Annotated in this window: 13 protein-coding genes; 4 read left to right on the plus strand and 9 right to left on the minus strand. The window is 59.5% G+C overall.

Features of this window, described 5'->3' with window-relative positions; genetic code table 11:
- Position 1: 1 nt before the first annotated feature.
- From PP263_RS08560 to PP263_RS08595, 8 genes are all read right to left on the minus strand, one after another.
- On the minus strand, positions 2-757 hold the full coding sequence (locus tag PP263_RS08560) for an OmpW family outer membrane protein (RefSeq protein WP_308367983.1): 756 nt from the start codon (positions 755-757) through the stop codon (positions 2-4).
- A 227-nt stretch (positions 758-984) separates the two neighbouring features.
- Positions 985-1,851 (minus strand): OmpW family outer membrane protein, encoded by an 867-nt coding sequence (locus PP263_RS08565; RefSeq protein ID WP_308367984.1) that lies wholly within the window; start codon positions 1,849-1,851, stop codon positions 985-987.
- Positions 1,852-2,019: 168 nt separating this feature from the next.
- Positions 2,020-2,799, minus strand: coding sequence for an OmpW family outer membrane protein (locus tag PP263_RS08570; RefSeq protein ID WP_308367985.1), 780 nt, complete (start codon positions 2,797-2,799; stop codon positions 2,020-2,022).
- A 301-nt stretch (positions 2,800-3,100) separates the two neighbouring features.
- A complete protein-coding gene (locus PP263_RS08575) occupies positions 3,101-3,412 on the minus strand; it encodes a BolA/IbaG family iron-sulfur metabolism protein (protein WP_308367986.1) in 312 nt (103 codons plus the stop codon).
- Positions 3,413-3,435: 23 nt separating this feature from the next.
- Entirely contained in the window at positions 3,436-4,209 is a 774-nt protein-coding gene (djlA, locus tag PP263_RS08580) for a co-chaperone DjlA (RefSeq protein WP_308367987.1), read from the minus strand.
- Positions 4,210-4,698: 489 nt separating this feature from the next.
- Positions 4,699-6,024: a sodium ion-translocating decarboxylase subunit beta gene (locus tag PP263_RS08585; protein WP_308367988.1), complete on the minus strand. Its 1,326-nt coding sequence runs from the start codon at positions 6,022-6,024 to the stop codon at positions 4,699-4,701.
- Positions 6,025-6,042: 18 nt separating this feature from the next.
- Positions 6,043-7,827: a sodium-extruding oxaloacetate decarboxylase subunit alpha gene (gene oadA, locus PP263_RS08590; RefSeq protein ID WP_308367989.1), complete on the minus strand. Its 1,785-nt coding sequence runs from the start codon at positions 7,825-7,827 to the stop codon at positions 6,043-6,045.
- A 44-nt stretch (positions 7,828-7,871) separates the two neighbouring features.
- Positions 7,872-8,111, minus strand: a complete 240-nt coding sequence (locus tag PP263_RS08595; RefSeq protein WP_308367990.1) for an OadG family protein — start codon at positions 8,109-8,111, stop codon at positions 7,872-7,874.
- Positions 8,112-8,318: 207 nt separating this feature from the next.
- Between PP263_RS08595 and PP263_RS08600 the strand changes: the two genes are divergently transcribed.
- The 4 genes from PP263_RS08600 (at position 8,319) to PP263_RS08615 (ending at position 14,012) form a co-directional block, all read left to right on the plus strand.
- Positions 8,319-9,311 carry a tRNA-dihydrouridine synthase gene (locus PP263_RS08600; RefSeq protein ID WP_308367992.1) on the plus strand — a complete coding sequence of 331 codons (993 nt, stop codon included), beginning with the start codon at positions 8,319-8,321 and terminating at the stop codon, positions 9,309-9,311.
- Between the two features lie 113 nt (positions 9,312-9,424).
- Positions 9,425-11,476, plus strand: a complete 2,052-nt coding sequence (gene ligA, locus PP263_RS08605) for an NAD-dependent DNA ligase LigA (protein WP_308367993.1) — start codon at positions 9,425-9,427, stop codon at positions 11,474-11,476.
- Between the two features lie 11 nt (positions 11,477-11,487).
- Positions 11,488-13,227, plus strand: coding sequence for a DNA polymerase/3'-5' exonuclease PolX (polX, locus tag PP263_RS08610; protein ID WP_308367994.1), 1,740 nt, complete (start codon positions 11,488-11,490; stop codon positions 13,225-13,227).
- Positions 13,228-13,229: 2 nt separating this feature from the next.
- Positions 13,230-14,012 carry a DNA-formamidopyrimidine glycosylase family protein gene (locus PP263_RS08615; RefSeq protein ID WP_308367995.1) on the plus strand — a complete coding sequence of 261 codons (783 nt, stop codon included), beginning with the start codon at positions 13,230-13,232 and terminating at the stop codon, positions 14,010-14,012.
- Positions 14,013-14,355: 343 nt separating this feature from the next.
- On the opposite strand, the gene ftsH is transcribed toward PP263_RS08615, so the two are convergent.
- Positions 14,356-16,278, minus strand: coding sequence for an ATP-dependent zinc metalloprotease FtsH (gene ftsH / locus PP263_RS08620; RefSeq protein WP_308367996.1), 1,923 nt, complete (start codon positions 16,276-16,278; stop codon positions 14,356-14,358).
- Positions 16,279-16,440: the final 162 nt, after the last annotated feature.

Here is a 16,440-nt window from a genome sequence, read left to right on the forward strand (position 1 = left end):
TTCAGAACTTGTAACCCACCCCCAGATTCAGGGTCCAGGGATCGTAATCGAAATCGGCAATCAGCCGATTCCCACCATCAGGGACAGGAAAAGATATGGTAATCTGGTCCACGTCCACATCGCGGTAAATAATCGAAGCATTACCCAGCCACTGGCTGTCCCGGCCGAACATAAAGTCGATGCCCGCCTGGGCTGCAACACCCCAGGAATACCCCATTCCCAGCGAACCGAAGTCGATGGCACTATGATTATCGATCAGGTACTGGCTGACGACACTGCTGAGGTCTTCATCGTGAAAATCGGTATAGTTGACTCCGATGCCCAGGTACGGCTGCCCCAGGCAGCTGGGATCCAGGAAATACCAATTGAGAAACAAATCAGACATCTGCACATCGAAGCTGCCCAGGTGAATCCGATCAGTAACCGGTAGCAGGCTCCTGAAATGACGGAGATCGGCATCGTGGTTTACCCCGGCGGTCAACATCAACTCCAGCCCCCAATGTTCCACTGGCAGCCAGACAGCGGATATATTTCCGCCCCACTCCTCCTCGATATCCAGTTCGGCGCCGAAGAAGTCCGGCGTGAAAAGACCGTCGAATACAAAATTGGTATTGTCTTCATCGGGATCTACGTAGGAGACCCCGATACGGACAAGAAAAGTATCGACGGTATAGCCCGAATTCGCCATTACCTGCGGCGCGCCAGCCAAGGCAAGAACCGCGAAGGCCAGCGTATGAGTGGCACGGATAATTTTCATTGGCAACTCCATTCCGCGCTTGAGATCCAAGCGCAATCCATTCCCTCAGCGTCCAGTCTAGACAGCAAAGAACTGCGTTTCCCGGGAAACGAGAAAATCGGCGCAAATAAAGGTATAACTAGCCGGACTATTCCAGTCTGGAAGACGGGCCCTACGGAAGCCGGATAAGTAATACAAAAAAAGGGCGCCGAAGCGCCCTTCCCATCATTCGAAGAAACTCCGATGAGTTAGAAACTGAACTTGTAACCGACTGACAGGTTGAAAGTCCAGGGATTGTAACGGTAGTCGCCGGAATAGGATGAGATCACCTCCTCAACGAAGAAGTCATCGTCATCATCCACAAAGCCATCTACCGCAAAGATATCAAAGCCAAATTCGGTTTCCGAATCCACCCAGACCGCGGCGGCGTTAACCAGCCAGGCGCTGTCCCGGCCGAAGACCCAGTCTGCACCTATCTGCCACGCATAGCCCCAGGAGTGCCCCATGTCCAGTTGACCGTCCAGAATGACGTCCTGGAAAGGCTGGTTGTCCCTTCTGAAGAGAGTGAAATCTTCGTCGTGGAAATCGGTATAGTTGATACCGACACCGATATAGGGCTGGAACATGCACGTGGGATCGAGAGGATACCAGTTGATCATCGCCTGGCTCTTCCGCGATTCGAACTCGCCAAGATCATCACGGTCTCTGCGGAAACCGTCCACGGGGATGAAACCATTGACAGGGATAAAACCACCGATGTCAACGAAACCGTGGTCATCTCCTCCATCGTGCTCATTACCGTAGACGAAGCTCAGTTCCAGGGCAAAGTGATCGATAGGGAACCACATGCCACTGACGTTCCAGCCCCACTCGCCGTCCGGATCCACGTCCGCCCGGAAAGCATCGACGAAGACAGGCTCGAAAAATAATTCATTGGCGAACGTCACCTCATCGCTCGCCGGGTGTATATAGGAAATGCCGAGACGGCCCACAACCGTTCCAGCACCGTAGATCTTGTCCGGTACAGGAGGCGGAGCATATCCGGCAGGTCCGGCTGCTGCTGCTGCGGAAAAAACTGTCAATGCCAAGGGAGGCAGAATGCGCATCATTTTCATAGATGAAAACTCCATTTAGAACATCCGGTAAATCGAAGAGCAACTCATCCGATTAATTTTTAGTCTAGACCGGGTTTTCCTGTTTGTAGAAAAAAATAACTAAAAAAAATGTAAAGACAGGGTTACTGATTTAAAAAAGGGCGCCAAAGCGCCCTTCTTCGTCTGTCATCAGAACTTATAGCCGATACCCAGGTTATAAATCCAGGGATCGAAATCCAAACCGGCGCGCAATCCTGCGATGGCGCCCGGCACCGGAAATTTCAGCCGGGTGGAAGTGTCGACATCCATATATTGCACTGCGGCGTTAACCAGCCAGTTGCTGTCGCGTCCCAGCATCACGTCCACGCCAACCTGGCCAGTCCAGCCCCAGTCGTCCTTCACTTCGAGCGTGGCAGGGCCGACAGCGCCAAAAGTGTCGGCGAAGTACGCGTCTGCCACAGTACCCGCGTTGTTGTCGTCAAAATCCGTGTAGCCAATGCCGGCTCCGACATACGGCTGCACCCACGACTCCTTGCAAACCGGAAACCAGTTCAGGTAAAGGCTGGAAGAACGGCGCTCGATGTCACCGAGATGCAGCCTATCTTCGGGGGGAAAGAATCCGAGGAATCCGTCCACATCCGTGTCGTGGTCCGATTCTCCGACATAGACAAACTCCACCGCGAAATGGTCCACCAGAAAATAGGCGGCGGAGAAGTTCCAGGTGGTGTCGCTGTCGATACTGTAGTCGCTGCCTTCGAAGTCTGGCAGGAACACGCCGGCGAAATTCAGTTCATCTGAATCCTCGTCGGGGTTCACATGGGAAGCACCGATACGAACTACCGCCGAGCCAGCTTCATAAACCGGTGCCGGTGCAGCAGCAGGCGCCGGAACGTATCCGGAGTCTCCCGCCGATGCCGCAGTTGAAGCAACGGCGAATGCCAAGGGGGTCAGAATGCGCGTCATTTTCATGTTGATAGCTCCGTCAATTTTCGGCAAATTGAACAGCAATCAACCCAATCACTTGTCAGTCTAGACGCGAAAAAGAACCACTGGAGAAAAAACACCCGAAAAAGCGCCCGGAATTTGGAACTTTTATATAGACTTGGCAGCCCAATTATTTTTTGGCACTTAATTTAGCGGAAGAAGAGGGATTCAACGCTTCGGCAGGCGCGAAATAAGATGAGAAATAAAGAAGCGAGCGCCAAACCGCCTGCCTTTTGTCCGGAAAATATTCTTTTTAAAGGAAAGGTGCGACAACAGGAACGTCGTTTTAGCCCTGCTTTTTTCCGCCCCCCAGGCACTCCGGGCTCTGCGGTGCCTGCCCGGCCCACTCCTCCGGACTAAAGGTATGCAGCGCCAGCGCGTGTACCGGCCCCGCCATTTCATCCGCCAGCACAGCGTAAACCCGCTGGTGCCGCTGCACCTTGCGCAGCGAGACAAAAGCGTCGCTCACCAGCACCACGCGAAAATGCATCTCTGCACCGGCGGGCACATTGTGTAAATGGCTCTCGCACTGCACTTCGATATGCTGTGGCGCAAAGGCCGCTCTCAGTTTCTCTTCTATCTGCTTTGCCAGGCTCATGTCTTACCTCCTTATTATTCCGGTTACGCTATTTCCCGCTTGCGCGCGGCGACAATGGTGTCGTAAGCGACGGTGATACTTTTCATCTGATCTTCCGCGTAGCGCATAAACTCTTCGGGCAATCCCTTGGCGGCGATTTTGTCTGGATGGAATTCCGCCGCCTTGCGTCGATAAGCCAGTTTCAACTCCCGATCGCTGGCATCCGGGCGGCACTCCAGGATGTCGTAGTGCTGCTGCAGTGAGGCCGTCGAATACTGCGCACTCCGGCCGAATTCCCCGTGCATGGCGTTGAAGATGGACTCGTGTAATCCCAGGTGGGAGGGAATACGCCGCAGGATCTCCTCTTCCGCCGCGTGCAGCTCACCATCCGCATAGGCCACGGCAAATAGCAGGCGGTACACCATTTCCCGCATCGCCTGGTTGTGCACCAACTGCCGGTACTGCTCGGCGTAATCGTAGATGCTGTAGGTGTCGCTCTTTGCGTTCTGGAAAATCTGGATGGCGTGCTTGCGGTCCTCCACACTCAGGCGCAGGTTGTTCTGAATAAAATCGTCGACCAGGCGGACTTCCGCCTTGGACACCTGGCCATCTGCCTTGGCGATCTTCGCCAGCATGGAAAACAGGGTGACGATAAAGACGGCCTGCGCCCCTTCCCTGTTCAGGGAGCCCGCGCCGCCGGCGGCGCGCTGCAGGCCGGAACCGAAAGAACTGCCGATCCAGGCACCCAGCGCCGCACCGATAGGACCGCCGAACATCAAACCGATACCGGCCCCGATTCCCGCGCCCAACCAGGACATAATCTCTCCTTTGGACGCCCCATTGCGCCCGATCCAAAATAAAAAACGCGCCTATGATACCACGGCTTGAGCCGCTCCCTGATACGGGATCGACCATCTGGTCAGGCGCAGATTTCGATGGCAAAAGGGGATATTTCCGATGCCCGGTCGGGGACACCCGGAAAAGAATACCGGAGCGCGATGCGAAGGTCCTGATGCCGGAGGCTTTTTGCGGGACTGTGACTCGGACCATCCCTGGTCCTCGCCCTCCGGGCGCCTTCGGCGTCCAAAAACGGCAGTCCTGCCGTTTTGTCTGCGAGAGGGACCTCGCGGACAAGCCTCCATGGATGGATTTAAGGGGGGCGCCCAGCCCGTGCCGCGAACAACCACCGGCAGCAGGGCCGCCCCGGTGCCTGTTAAGGACCGGGAAGCCGTGGGCGTGGGCCTTGGGCCCGCGAGCGGAGCTGGAGCCTTCAGCTGCGAGGGTAAATAGCTCCGCGGTCCCGGGCGTCAGCCGGTCATTGCGCGAACCATAGTGATCATCACCCCGGCGGCCACCGCGGAGCCAATCACCCCGGCCACGTTGGGGCCCATGGCGTGCATCAGCAGGAAGTTGTGCGGGTTGGCTTCCAGCCCCAGCTTGTTGGATACCCGCGCCGCCATGGGCACCGCGGAAACACCGGCGGAGCCGATCAGCGGGTTTATCTTGTGCTTGCTCACCAGATTCAGCAATTTCGCCATCAGTACGCCGGCGGCGGTGCCGATGGCGAAGGCGACAATACCCAGGGCGAGGATGCCGAGAGTTTTCGGATCGAGGAATTTATCCGCCGCCAGCTTCGAACCCACGGACAGACCGAGGAAGATGGTGGTGATATTGATCAGCGCGTTCTGCGCGGTATCCGACAGGCGCGACACCACACCGCACTCGCGCATCAGGTTGCCGAAGCAGAACATCCCCAGCAGCGGCGCCGCGTCCGGCAGGAACAGCGCCACCAGGATCAGCAGCAGCAGCGGGAAAGTGATCTTCTCCCGCTTGCTCACATGGCGCAGCTGCACCATCTCGATTTTGCGCTCTTCCGGCGTGGTCAGCGCGCGCATGATCGGCGGCTGGATCAGCGGCACCAGCGCCATATAGGAATAGGCGGCCACGGCGATGGCGCCGAGCAGATCCGGGGCCAGCAGGCTGGATACATAGATGGCGGTGGGACCGTCGGCGCCGCCGATAATACCGATGGCTGCGGCATCGGCGATGGAGAAATCCATAATGCCGGCCACCGACAGGCCGACCGCGCCGAGCACCGTGGCAAAGATGCCGAACTGTGCCGCGGCGCCCAGGAACAGGGTGCGCGGGTTGCCGAGTAACGGGCCGAAGTCGGTCATCGCGCCCACGCCCATAAAGATCACCAGCGGCGCCGCTCCCGAGGCAATGGCCACAGAGTAGAAGTTATACAGCATGCCGTTGCTGTAGCCCGCATCCAGCGCCACCTGCTCAGCCCGCAATTGCAGCGCCGCCGGTGCATTGCCCAGGGTCTCCTTCAGCGCCGATTCAAACGCATAGGCGGATTCCAGTTGCTCCACACCCAGCAGTTGTGCCATCTGCAGCAATACACGGGGATCGCCACCCGCCACCGCCGCCTCCGCGGCGGAGAGGGACAGGTCCGCGCCGGGAATATTCGCCAGGATGCCACCGAAGCCGATGGGCACCAGCAGCAGCGGCTCGAACTTTTTGTTGATGGCCAGGAACAGCAGCAGCAGGCCTACCATGATCATCACAAACTGGCCCGACGCCATCTGGTAGGCGCCGGAGGATTGCCAGAGATTGATAAGGTTTTCCACAAGCGACTCCTAACCGGGTTACGCGATGGACAGCAGGGTGTCGCCCACCGCCACGGAATCGCCCTCTTTCACCGCCACCTCGGTGACGCTGCCCGACCGCGGCGCGCTGACCGCGGTCTCCATCTTCATGGCTTCCAGCACGATAATGGTCTGGCCCTCGGTCACCTGGTCGCCGGGGTTCACCAGCACCTTGAAGATATTGCCCGCCAGCGGCGCCGCCACCGGTTTGCCGCCACCGGCAGCCGGGGCCGCAGCGCTGCCGGCGGAGGCTCCGCCGGAAACCGGCACCATACCGGTGACATCCCCGCCGTCGGCCACGGTTACTGTGTAACTCTTGCCCTCAACGGTGACCGTATACACCTCTTCGCCGTTTTCATTGGTGACCGCATTGCCCTCATTGCCGGTGGGCACCGGTTCGAAAGCGTCGGGATTGCCGCGGTTCTTGAGGAACTTGAGGCCGATCTGCGGGAAGAGCGCATAGGTGAGCACATCGTCTATCTCCCCCTCTCCATCGGTCAGCGGAACGCTCTCGTCATTGGCCTTCTGCCGCAGCTCGGCGGTGAGCTTTTCCAGCTCCGGCTCCAGCAGGTCCGCCGGGCGGCAGCTGATCGGCTCGGCGCCGTCCAGCACCTTTGCCTGCAGCTCCTTGTTCATCGCGGCCGGGGTCGCGCCGTACTCGCCCTTGAGTACTGCCGCGGTCTCCTTGGAGATGGATTTGTAGCGCTCGCCGGTGAGCACGTTCAGTACCGCCTGGGTGCCGACGATCTGGGAGGTTGGAGTGACCAGGGGAAGGAAACCCAGGTCCTCGCGCACCCGGGGAATTTCCTCCAGCACCTGGTCCAGCTTGTCCCCGGCGCCCTGCTCCCGCAGCTGGTTTTCCATATTGGTCAGCATACCGCCGGGCACCTGGGCCACCAGGATGCGCGAGTCCACACCGCGCAGGGAACCCTCGAACTTGGCGTATTTCTTGCGCACCTCGCGGAAGTAGGCGGCGATCTCTTCCAACAGCTCGATATCCAGCCCGGTGTCGCGATCCGTGCCCTGCAGGATGGCCACGAGAGCTTCGGTGGGGCTGTGGCCGTAGGTCATGGACATGGAGGAAATCGCCGTGTCCACATTGTCGATTCCCGCCTCGACGCATTTCAATGCGGTGGCGGTGGAAAGGCCGGTGGTGGCGTGGCACTGCATATGAATGGGAATTTCCACCGCAGCCTTCAGGCGCTTCACCAGCTCGTAACCCTCGTAGGGACGCAGCAGGCCGGCCATATCCTTGATGCAGATTGAATCCGCGCCCATGTCCTCGATCTGCCGGCCCAGGTCCACCCACAAATCCAGGGTGTGCACCGGGCTGACGGTATAGGAAATGGTGCCCTGGGCATGTTTGCCCACCCGCTTCACCGCGCGCAAAGCGGTCTGCAGGTTGCGCATATCGTTCATGGCATCGAACACGCGAAAAACGTCCACGCCGTTTTCCGCCGCGCGCTCGACGAATTTCTCCACCACGTCGTCGGCGTAGTGGCGGTAGCCGAGAATATTCTGGCCGCGGAACAACATTTGTTGCGGCGTGTTGGGCATGGCTTTTTTCAGCTCGCGGATGCGCTCCCAAGGGTCCTCGCCCAGATAGCGGATGCAGGCATCGAAAGTGGCACCGCCCCAGGACTCCAGTGACCAGAAACCAACTTTGTCGAGGCTTGAAGCGATGGGCAGCATATCGTCCAGCCGCATGCGGGTGGCAAACAGTGACTGGTGGGCATCGCGCAGAACCACGTCGGTGATTCCCAATGGCTTTTTAACCTCAGTCATGGGTCGTCTCTCTCGGCAATTGATTGAAGTTGTTCGGCGAACGATTAGCGTCTTTTATTTTTTCGGTGTTGTTCGATCGCCGCCTGGATCACCGCGCGCAGGTGCGCATCGCCGGCAGCCTGGCCGCCGACAGCGGGAGCCGCCGGCTCCGCCTCGGGGAAATAGCGGATGATGATGCGGGACATAATGCCGGTACCAATCACCAGCAAAAACAGGAAAGTAAAAACAATTCCCATGCCGAACAGCGTAATGTCCAGCCCCTGTTGCAGTAATGTCTCCTGCACTTTTTCCCCCTAGATCTGCTTTGGCGGCCGCTATTATCGTTACAAAAAACCCGCAAAATCAAACGGTTATTGGTTGCAGTAGCAACTATCGAAACGCCCGGAATGACCGCGCGCCGGTAGGAGCGGCCCATGGCCGCTCCTACCATTTGCCACTGGCGGCTCCATGATAGAATCCGCGCCCAGATTCAGTGGTTACCCCAATCAACAATGACCGACAAGACAGACTCCGTTACTCCCCGGCTCTACCAGGCCCCGATGGAAGGCGTGATCGACCACCATCTGCGCGCCCTGCTCTCCGCCATCGGCGGTATCGATATCTGCGTCACCGAATTCCTGCGGGTGACCCACACCCGCCTGCCGCGGCGGGTATTTGTGCGCCTGTGCCCGGAACTGGAAACCGATGCCGCCACCGCGACCGGCACCCCGGTGCGCCTGCAACTGCTGGGCGGCAATCCCCGGGCCATGGCCTACAACGCCGCCAGGGCGGTGGAAGTGGGTGCCCGCGCCATCGACCTGAATTTCGGCTGCCCGGCCAAATCCGTGAACAACAGCGACGGCGGCGCCTGTCTGCTGCAGAGTCCCAGGCGGGTGGAGGAGATAGTGGCGGCGGTGCGCCGCGCCATCCCCGACTCGACTCCTCTGTCCGCGAAAATCCGACTGGGTTACCAGGACAGGTCCAGCTACCTGGACAACGCCCGCGCCGCCGAAGCCGGCGGTGCCGGCGAACTCGCCGTGCACGCCCGCTCCAAGGTGGACGGCTACCGGCCCCCTGCCTACTGGGAATATATCGGTGAGATACGCCAGCAGCTGCATATCCCGGTGATCGCCAATGGCGATATCTGGACACCGGACGAATTTCTCCGCTGCCACCAAGTGACCGGCTGCGACGCCTTTATGTTTGGCCGCAGCCTGCTGGCGCGCCCGGACCTGGGCCTGCAGATCAAAGCCCTGTGCAGCGGGCGGGACTACACGCCCATGGTCTGGCAGCAGGTAGCCGCACTGCTGTGGGACTACTACCAGATCACCCGCGAGTGCTACCCGACCAAGTACCTGGGCAACCGCATCAAGCAGTGGCTGGCCTACCTGAAACTCGCCTACCCGGAAGCCGGGGTCTTCTTCGAAAAGATCAAGCGCCACCGGGAGGCTTCGGTGATCGAGGACGCCTTCGCGCGGGAGCTGGCGGTAAGCGCAGCGGCCTAGGTCGAATACAAAACCCGCCCTCGCACCTCCGTCATTCCGGCGCAAGCCGGAATCCAATCGCCGCGAACCCTCGGCAGGGGAAAACCGGATTCCACTGCTATCTTCATATCCATATGGATTTCAAACGCAATCCTGACACCCATTTCAAGGGCATCGACAAACTCGGCAAAAAAGAAGCCACCGAGGAGATTCGCGCACTGCGCGAAGGCATCAATTACCACGACCATCTCTACTACGTAAAAGACTCGCCCAAAATTTCCGACGCCGTCTACGACAAACTGTTTCAACGGCTACAGGACCTTGAAGAAGCCTTCCCCAATCTCCGGTCCGGAGACTCGCCCACAGTACGCGTTGGCGCCGAACCGGTCAGCCAGTTGAAAAAGATAAAACACAAGGTGCCGCTTCTCAGCCTGCAGGCCAGTCTCGACGAAAAAAATATTGAATCCTTCCTGAAAACGGCGTGCAAAAAAGCGGACAGCCAATCGGTCAAGTACGTCCTGGAGCCGAAGTTCGACGGCCTGTCTGTGGAAGTGATCTACGAAAAAGGGCGCTTCAAATACGGCACCACCCGCGGCAACGGTGAAGTGGGCGAGGACATCTCCCATAACCTGAAAACGATTCACGCACTGCCGCTCTCGCTGCAGCACCGGGATGACGCGCCCGCCACCCTGGCAGTCCGCGGTGAAGTCTTTATGCCCAGGGACGGGTTTTTGGCCCTGAATAAACGGCGGGTGGAACGCGACGAGGAACCCTTCGCCAATCCCCGCAACGCCGCCGCCGGGTTGATGCGCCAGTACAAATCGCGCCAGGTTGCCGGCAAGCCACTGAGCCTGTTCTTTTACGAGATACTCGCGCTCGACGGAGACCTGCCGCCGACCCACGAAGAAGTGCTGAAGCAGCTGTCCCGCTGGGGGCTAAAGACCAGCCCGCTGAATGAATCCGCCTCCTCCCTCAAACAGATCGAAGACTACCACCGCAAACTCGCCGAACGCCGCGACCATCTCGACTACGAAATTGACGGCATCGTTATCAAAGTGAACGACCACAGCCTGCGGGAAGCCCTGGGCACCCGGGACCGCAATCCCCGCTGGGCGATCGCCTGGAAATTCGAACCCCGCAAGGAGGTGACCCAGGTGGAGGATATCGCGGTGCAGGTGGGTCGCACCGGCATACTGACCCCGGTCGCCCTGCTGCAGCCGGTGGATATCGGCGGCGTCACCGTAAGCCGCGCCACCCTGCACAGCGAGGGGGAGGTGCAGCGCAAGGATATCCGCGTGGGTGATAGCGTGCGCATCATTCGCGCCGGCGATGTGATTCCGGAAGTGGAGGAGCGGGTTGTACAGCCCGGCAGGAAGCGCGGCAAGATCTTTAAAATGCCCAAGCGCTGCCCGGTCTGCAATTCTAAAGTGGTGCGCGAGGGCGCCTACCACCTGTGCACCGCCGGCCTCTCCTGCGCCGCGCAACTGAGTGGCCACATCCAGCACTACGCGGCCCGGGATGCGATGAATATCGATCACCTGGGGGAAAAGGCCGCCGATCAGCTGGTGCGGCGGGAGATGGTACACAACCTCGCGGACCTCTACACCCTGGATACGGACGATTTCAAGTCATTGGATGGCTTCGCCGAGCGCTCCGCCACCCAGTTGTACGACGCCATTCAGGGCGCTAAAAAACCGCGCCTCGACCGTTTCCTGTTCGCCCTCGGTATTCCCCGCGTGGGCAGGAAGGTGGCGAAGCAGCTCGCCGGGGAATTCCGCTCCCTGGAAAAACTGGCCGATGCCTGTGAGTGGGAAATAGCGAAGATACCCGGTATCGGCTCGGAAGTGGCCGCCGCCACTGCCAACTTCTTCGCCGATGACAAAAACCGCGAAGTGCTGGAGCGGATGCGCAAGAGCGGCGTCCGCGTGCAATCCATGCCCACGCGCGGTAAACAGCCCCTGAAAGGCAAGACTTTCGTATTCAGCGGGGGACTGGACAAGCTGACCCGGGACGAAGCCAAGGAGCGCGTCGAAGCCCTGGGCGCCCAGACCACCTCCAGTATCAGTGGTGAAACGGACTACCTGGTGGTGGGAGAAGATCCTGGCAGCAAACTGGATGAAGCGAAAGAAAAAGGGGTGAAACGTCTCGATGAGAAGGAATTCCTGAAATTGCTCGGGAATTCCTGAGGTAACTTGCCATGCCGATGCACAACAGCGAAATCGCCGACAGCTTCGAAAGATTGGCCGACCTGTTGGAAATCGAAAATGCCAATCCCTTCCGAGTGCGCGCCTACCGCAACGCCGCGCGCACGGTGCGCGGCTATCCGAGAGGCATGTCGGATCTGCTGGAGGACGGGGAAGACCTGTCCGAGCTTCCGGATATCGGCAAGGACCTGGCGGAGAAAATCCACGTTATGGTGGAAACCGGCAGGTTGCCGCTGCTGGAGGAAGTGGAATCGCGCACGCCCCCCGCGCTGAGCGAGCTGATGAAAATCGAAGGCCTGGGCGCCATACGGGTCAAGACCCTGTACAAGAAACTCAAAGTCAAAAGCCTGGACGATCTCAAAATCGCCGCACAGGAGGGCAAGATCCGCGAGGTATCCGGCTTTGGGGAAAAGAGCGAGGAGAAAATCCGCAAGCATATCGAGCGCTATGCCGGCGGCCAGGAGCGCACCAAATTGATGGACGCGGAGGACATCGCCAAACCACTGGTCGAATACCTGAAAAAGGCCGAGGGGATTAAGGACATCATCATCGCCGGCAGCTACCGCCGGCGCAAGGAGACGGTTGGCGACCTGGATATACTGGTCACCGCAAAAAGAGGCTTCACCGGAAAAAAAGGCGACTCGTCGATCATGGACCACTTCACCGACTACGACGAAGTGGACGAGGTGGTATCCAAAGGCAAGACCCGCTCCACCGTCTACCTGCGCTCCGGGATGCAGGTGGACCTGCGGGTGGTACCCCAGGTGAGCTACGGCGCCGCGCAACACTATTTTACCGGCTCCAAATCGCACAATATTGCCGTGCGCACAATGGGCGTCAAGAAGGGCTACAAGATCAACGAGTACGGCGTTTTCAAGGGCGACAAGCGCATCGCCGGCGAGACCGAAAAATCGGTCTACGAAAAGGTCGGCCTTCCCTATATCCCACCGGAACTACGCGAGAGTCGCGGCGAACTGGATGCGGCAAAAGAAGGCAAGCTGCCGAAACTGATCACCCTGGAAGATATCCGCGGCAATCTGCACACCCATACCAAGGCAACCGATGGCCGCAATACATTGAAGGAAATGGCGCAGGCGGCGTCGGAACTGGGTTACGAATACCTGGGCATCACCGACCATTCAAAACGGCTTACGGTAGCCAAGGGCCTGAACAAAAAGCGCCTGCTGGAGCAGATCGAGGAAATCGACAAGCTGAACGAGAAACTCGACGATATCGTCCTGCTAAAGTCCATAGAAGTGGACATCCTGGAAGACGGCTCCCTGGACCTGCCGGACAGTGTATTGAAAAAGCTGGATTACGTCGTCGGCTCGATACACCACAAATTCGACCTGTCGCGGAAGAAACAGACTGAGCGCATACTGAAGGCCATGGACAACGACTACTTCAATATTCTCGGCCACCCCAGCGGGCGGCTGATCAACAAACGGGACGCCTACGAAATCGATCTGGAAAAAGTTCTGCGGGGCGCCAGGGATTCCGGCTGCTTTATCGAACTCAACGCCCAGCCGGAGCGCCTGGACCTCACCGACGACGGCTGCAAAATGGCCAAGGAAATGGGGGTAAAAATATCCATCGCCACCGATGCCCACAGCAGCTCCAACCTGAACTATATGCGCTTCGGTGTAGACCAGGCCCGACGGGGCTGGCTCGAGGCCAAGGACGTAATCAACTGCCGCTCCTTTAAAGAATTGAAAAAGCTCTTCAAGAAATAGCCATGCCTGAACTACCCGACGTCGAAAACTTCCGCCGTTACTTCAACGCAACGTCATTGCACCAGCGCATCTCCCGAGTGCATGTGGAGGAACCCGCGCTGCTGTTCGAGACCTCGCCTCAGGGCCTGGGGCGCGCCCTCAAGCGCCGTGACTTCCAGTCCACCAGGCGTCATGGAAAATACCTGTTCGCGGACACCGGCGAGCGATGGCTGGTGCTGCATTTCGGCATGTCCGGATCGCTGCATTACTCGAAAAAGGATGCGGGCAGGCCCAAATACACGCGGCTATCCATCGAATTTGAAAACGATCATCAACTCGCCTACACGGCACCGCGCAAACTGGGCCGCATCGCCCTGGCGGACTCACCGGAGGAATGGATCGAGGCGAGGGAGCTGGGAGAGGATGCACTGGACATCAGTGAGGAACAATTCCTTCAGAAGCTCTCCAAACGCCGCGGCCAGGTAAAGTCCTGGTTGATGGACCAGCACAGCCTGGCGGGCATCGGCAATATCTATTCCGACGAAATACTGTTCCAGACGGGCCTTCACCCTAAACATTCCCTCCAGGATCTCGACGAAGAGGACCGCAAGCAACTCTACCGCACAATAAGCTCCGTACTGAAAACGGCCATAGAAAAGAAAGCCGAACCGGAGCGGATGCCGGACAAATTTCTCCTGCCACATCGTAAACAGGGCGGCCACTGTCCCGCCTGTGGCGCAACACTGAAAAGCCTGTCGGCCGCCGGCCGCACCGCCTGGTACTGTCCCCGCTGCCAGGCCGACTGAGCTGCGATCGAAATCATTCTTTCCCTGTAACTGCTCGCCTTCGGGACTCGGGACTCGGGACTCGGGACTCGGGACTCGGGATTCAAGATTCAAGATTCGAGATTCGAGATTCGAGATTCGAGATTCGGAAAAAAGATTACCGGATCTTGATGCGAAGGCCCTGATACCGGTAGCCGTTCGAGAAAAGCGCCTGCGGCTGATGAATGAACGGCTACCGCTAGCAGGGCCGCCCAGACCTCGGCTCAGTGTCACAGGAGTGAGTAGTTATCTCTTTGCTCAGAAATGGTTTTCACCGGATACGAATGGATGGCCTGAAGCCTCGTGTCGATAGCCGGGATCACTCCTAGCCCTTGCGTTTTTTTTCCCGCTTGAGAATCGATTGAATTTCCCCGGACTCCAGGGTTTCCTTCTCCAGCAGCGCCTTCGCAAGCATATCCAACTGGTCGCGGTGCTTCTCCAGCAGTTCCCTCACCTCCCCCTCGAGCTTACGAACCAGCTCGCCGATCTCCTCGTCGATAATCTGCGCCGTGTGCTCGCTGAAATCCTTCTGTTGCGCCATTTCCCGCCCAAGGAAGATGTGCTCCTCGCCGCGACGGAATGCCACCGGCCCCAGCTTTTCACTCATACCCCAGTGGGTCACCATATGCCGCGCCAGAGTGGTGGCCTGCTTGAGATCCTCCTCGGCACCGGTGCTGATTTCGTTGAAGACCACCTGTTCCGAGGCGCGGCCGGCGAGCATCACCGCGATACGGTCGCGCAGGTAGCTGGGTCTCAGGCTATGGCGCTCCTCCTCGGGAATCTGCTCGGTGGCCCCCAGGCTGCGCCCGCGGGGAATAATGGTGGCCTTGTCCAAGGGGTCGGCGTTGGGCAGCAGGCTGGCGGCCAGGGCGTGGCCGGCCTCGTGGTAGGCGATGATCTCCTTCTCGTCGTCACCGATCACCATCTCCCGCTCGCCACCCAGCACCACCTTGTCCCGCGCCAGCAGCAGGCAGGCCATATCCACCGCGGGCTTGTCCTCGCGCCCAGCCAGCAGGGCAGCCTCGTTGATCAGGTTTTCCAGGTCCGCGCCGGAAAAACTCACCGTGAGCGCCGCCATCCGGTCCAGGTCGACATCGTCGTCGAGGGGCACCTCCCGCGAGTGTATCTCCAGGATCGAGCGGCGGGCCCGCTTATCCGGCAGGTCCAGGGTGATCTTGCGGTCAAAGCGGCCGGGGCGCATCAGCGCGGCGTCGAGCACATCCGGGCGGTTGGTGGCCGCCATCACCACCACCGCCTCATGGGGGTCGAAGCCGTCCATTTCGCCGAGGATCTGGTTCAGGGTCTGCTCGCGCTCGTCATGGCCGCCGCCGATGCCGGTGCCCCGGGCGCGGCCCACCGAATCGATCTCGTCGATAAAAATGATCGACGGTGACTCCCGTTTGGCGCTCTCGAACATATCCCGCACCCGCGAGGCACCGACGCCTACAAACATCTCGATAAACTCCGAGCCGCTGATACTGTAGAAAGGCACATCGCTCTCGCCGGCCACCGCCTTGGCGAGCAGGGTCTTGCCGGTGCCCGGCGGCCCCATCAGCAGTATGCCCTTGGGAATCTTGGCTCCCAGTTTGCGGTAATGCTCCGGATCCCTTAGGTAGCCGGCGATCTCCTGCAGATCCTTCTTGGCGTTCTCCAGCCCCGCGACATCTTCGAAGGTCACGTTCGACTCGCCGCGCTCGAAGCGCTTGGCCCTGGATTTGCCAAACCCAAAAGCACCCCCCGGCCCGCCGCCCATACCACCCACGCCGCCCATCCGCTCCTGCATCCGGCGCCCGGCGTACCAGAAGAGGCCGATGATCAGTATCCAGGGGAGCATCAGCAGCAGCAGCCGCGACCACCAACCCTCCTCGCCGGGTTCGGCCTGGATGTTCACCCTGTGCTCCTCCAGCAGGGACATCAGCTCCGGATCCTCCACCGGAGGCAGGATGGTGACAAAATGCGTGGGGGGTAGGGTTTTGTCCGCCGGCTTCCGCTGGCTCTCCGCCCGCTTCAGTTCTCCCGTCAGCCGGTCGCCCTTCAGGGTCACGCTGGCCACCTCGTCGGCGCGAAGCTTTTCCTTGAACTCGCTATAGGAGATCTGCTGCCGCTCCTCCCGCTGCTGGAAGTTCGCCCAGAACTGGGTTATCGCCAGGAAAACAAGAATCCAGACCAGGTAACGCCCCCACGGCATCGGCTGCAGCGGCGGCTTCTGCGGGCGGACATCTTTGTCGCCATCCGGCTCATCGGTCATAGGCACCCGGGCACAAAAGCGCGCCCCGGGACGCATCCAAGCCCCGGAGGCGGCGTACACCATGAAAATAGTCCCTGTCGCTTGGCCCAGTATAGTTTCCCCGCAGCCCGACCCCCGCCGGGCCGGGAGTGGCTACCCGGTCGCCCAGGCCTCCGGCGGCCG

The organism is Microbulbifer sp. TB1203, from assembly GCF_030997045.1.
GTDB lineage: Bacteria > Pseudomonadota > Gammaproteobacteria > Pseudomonadales > Cellvibrionaceae > Microbulbifer.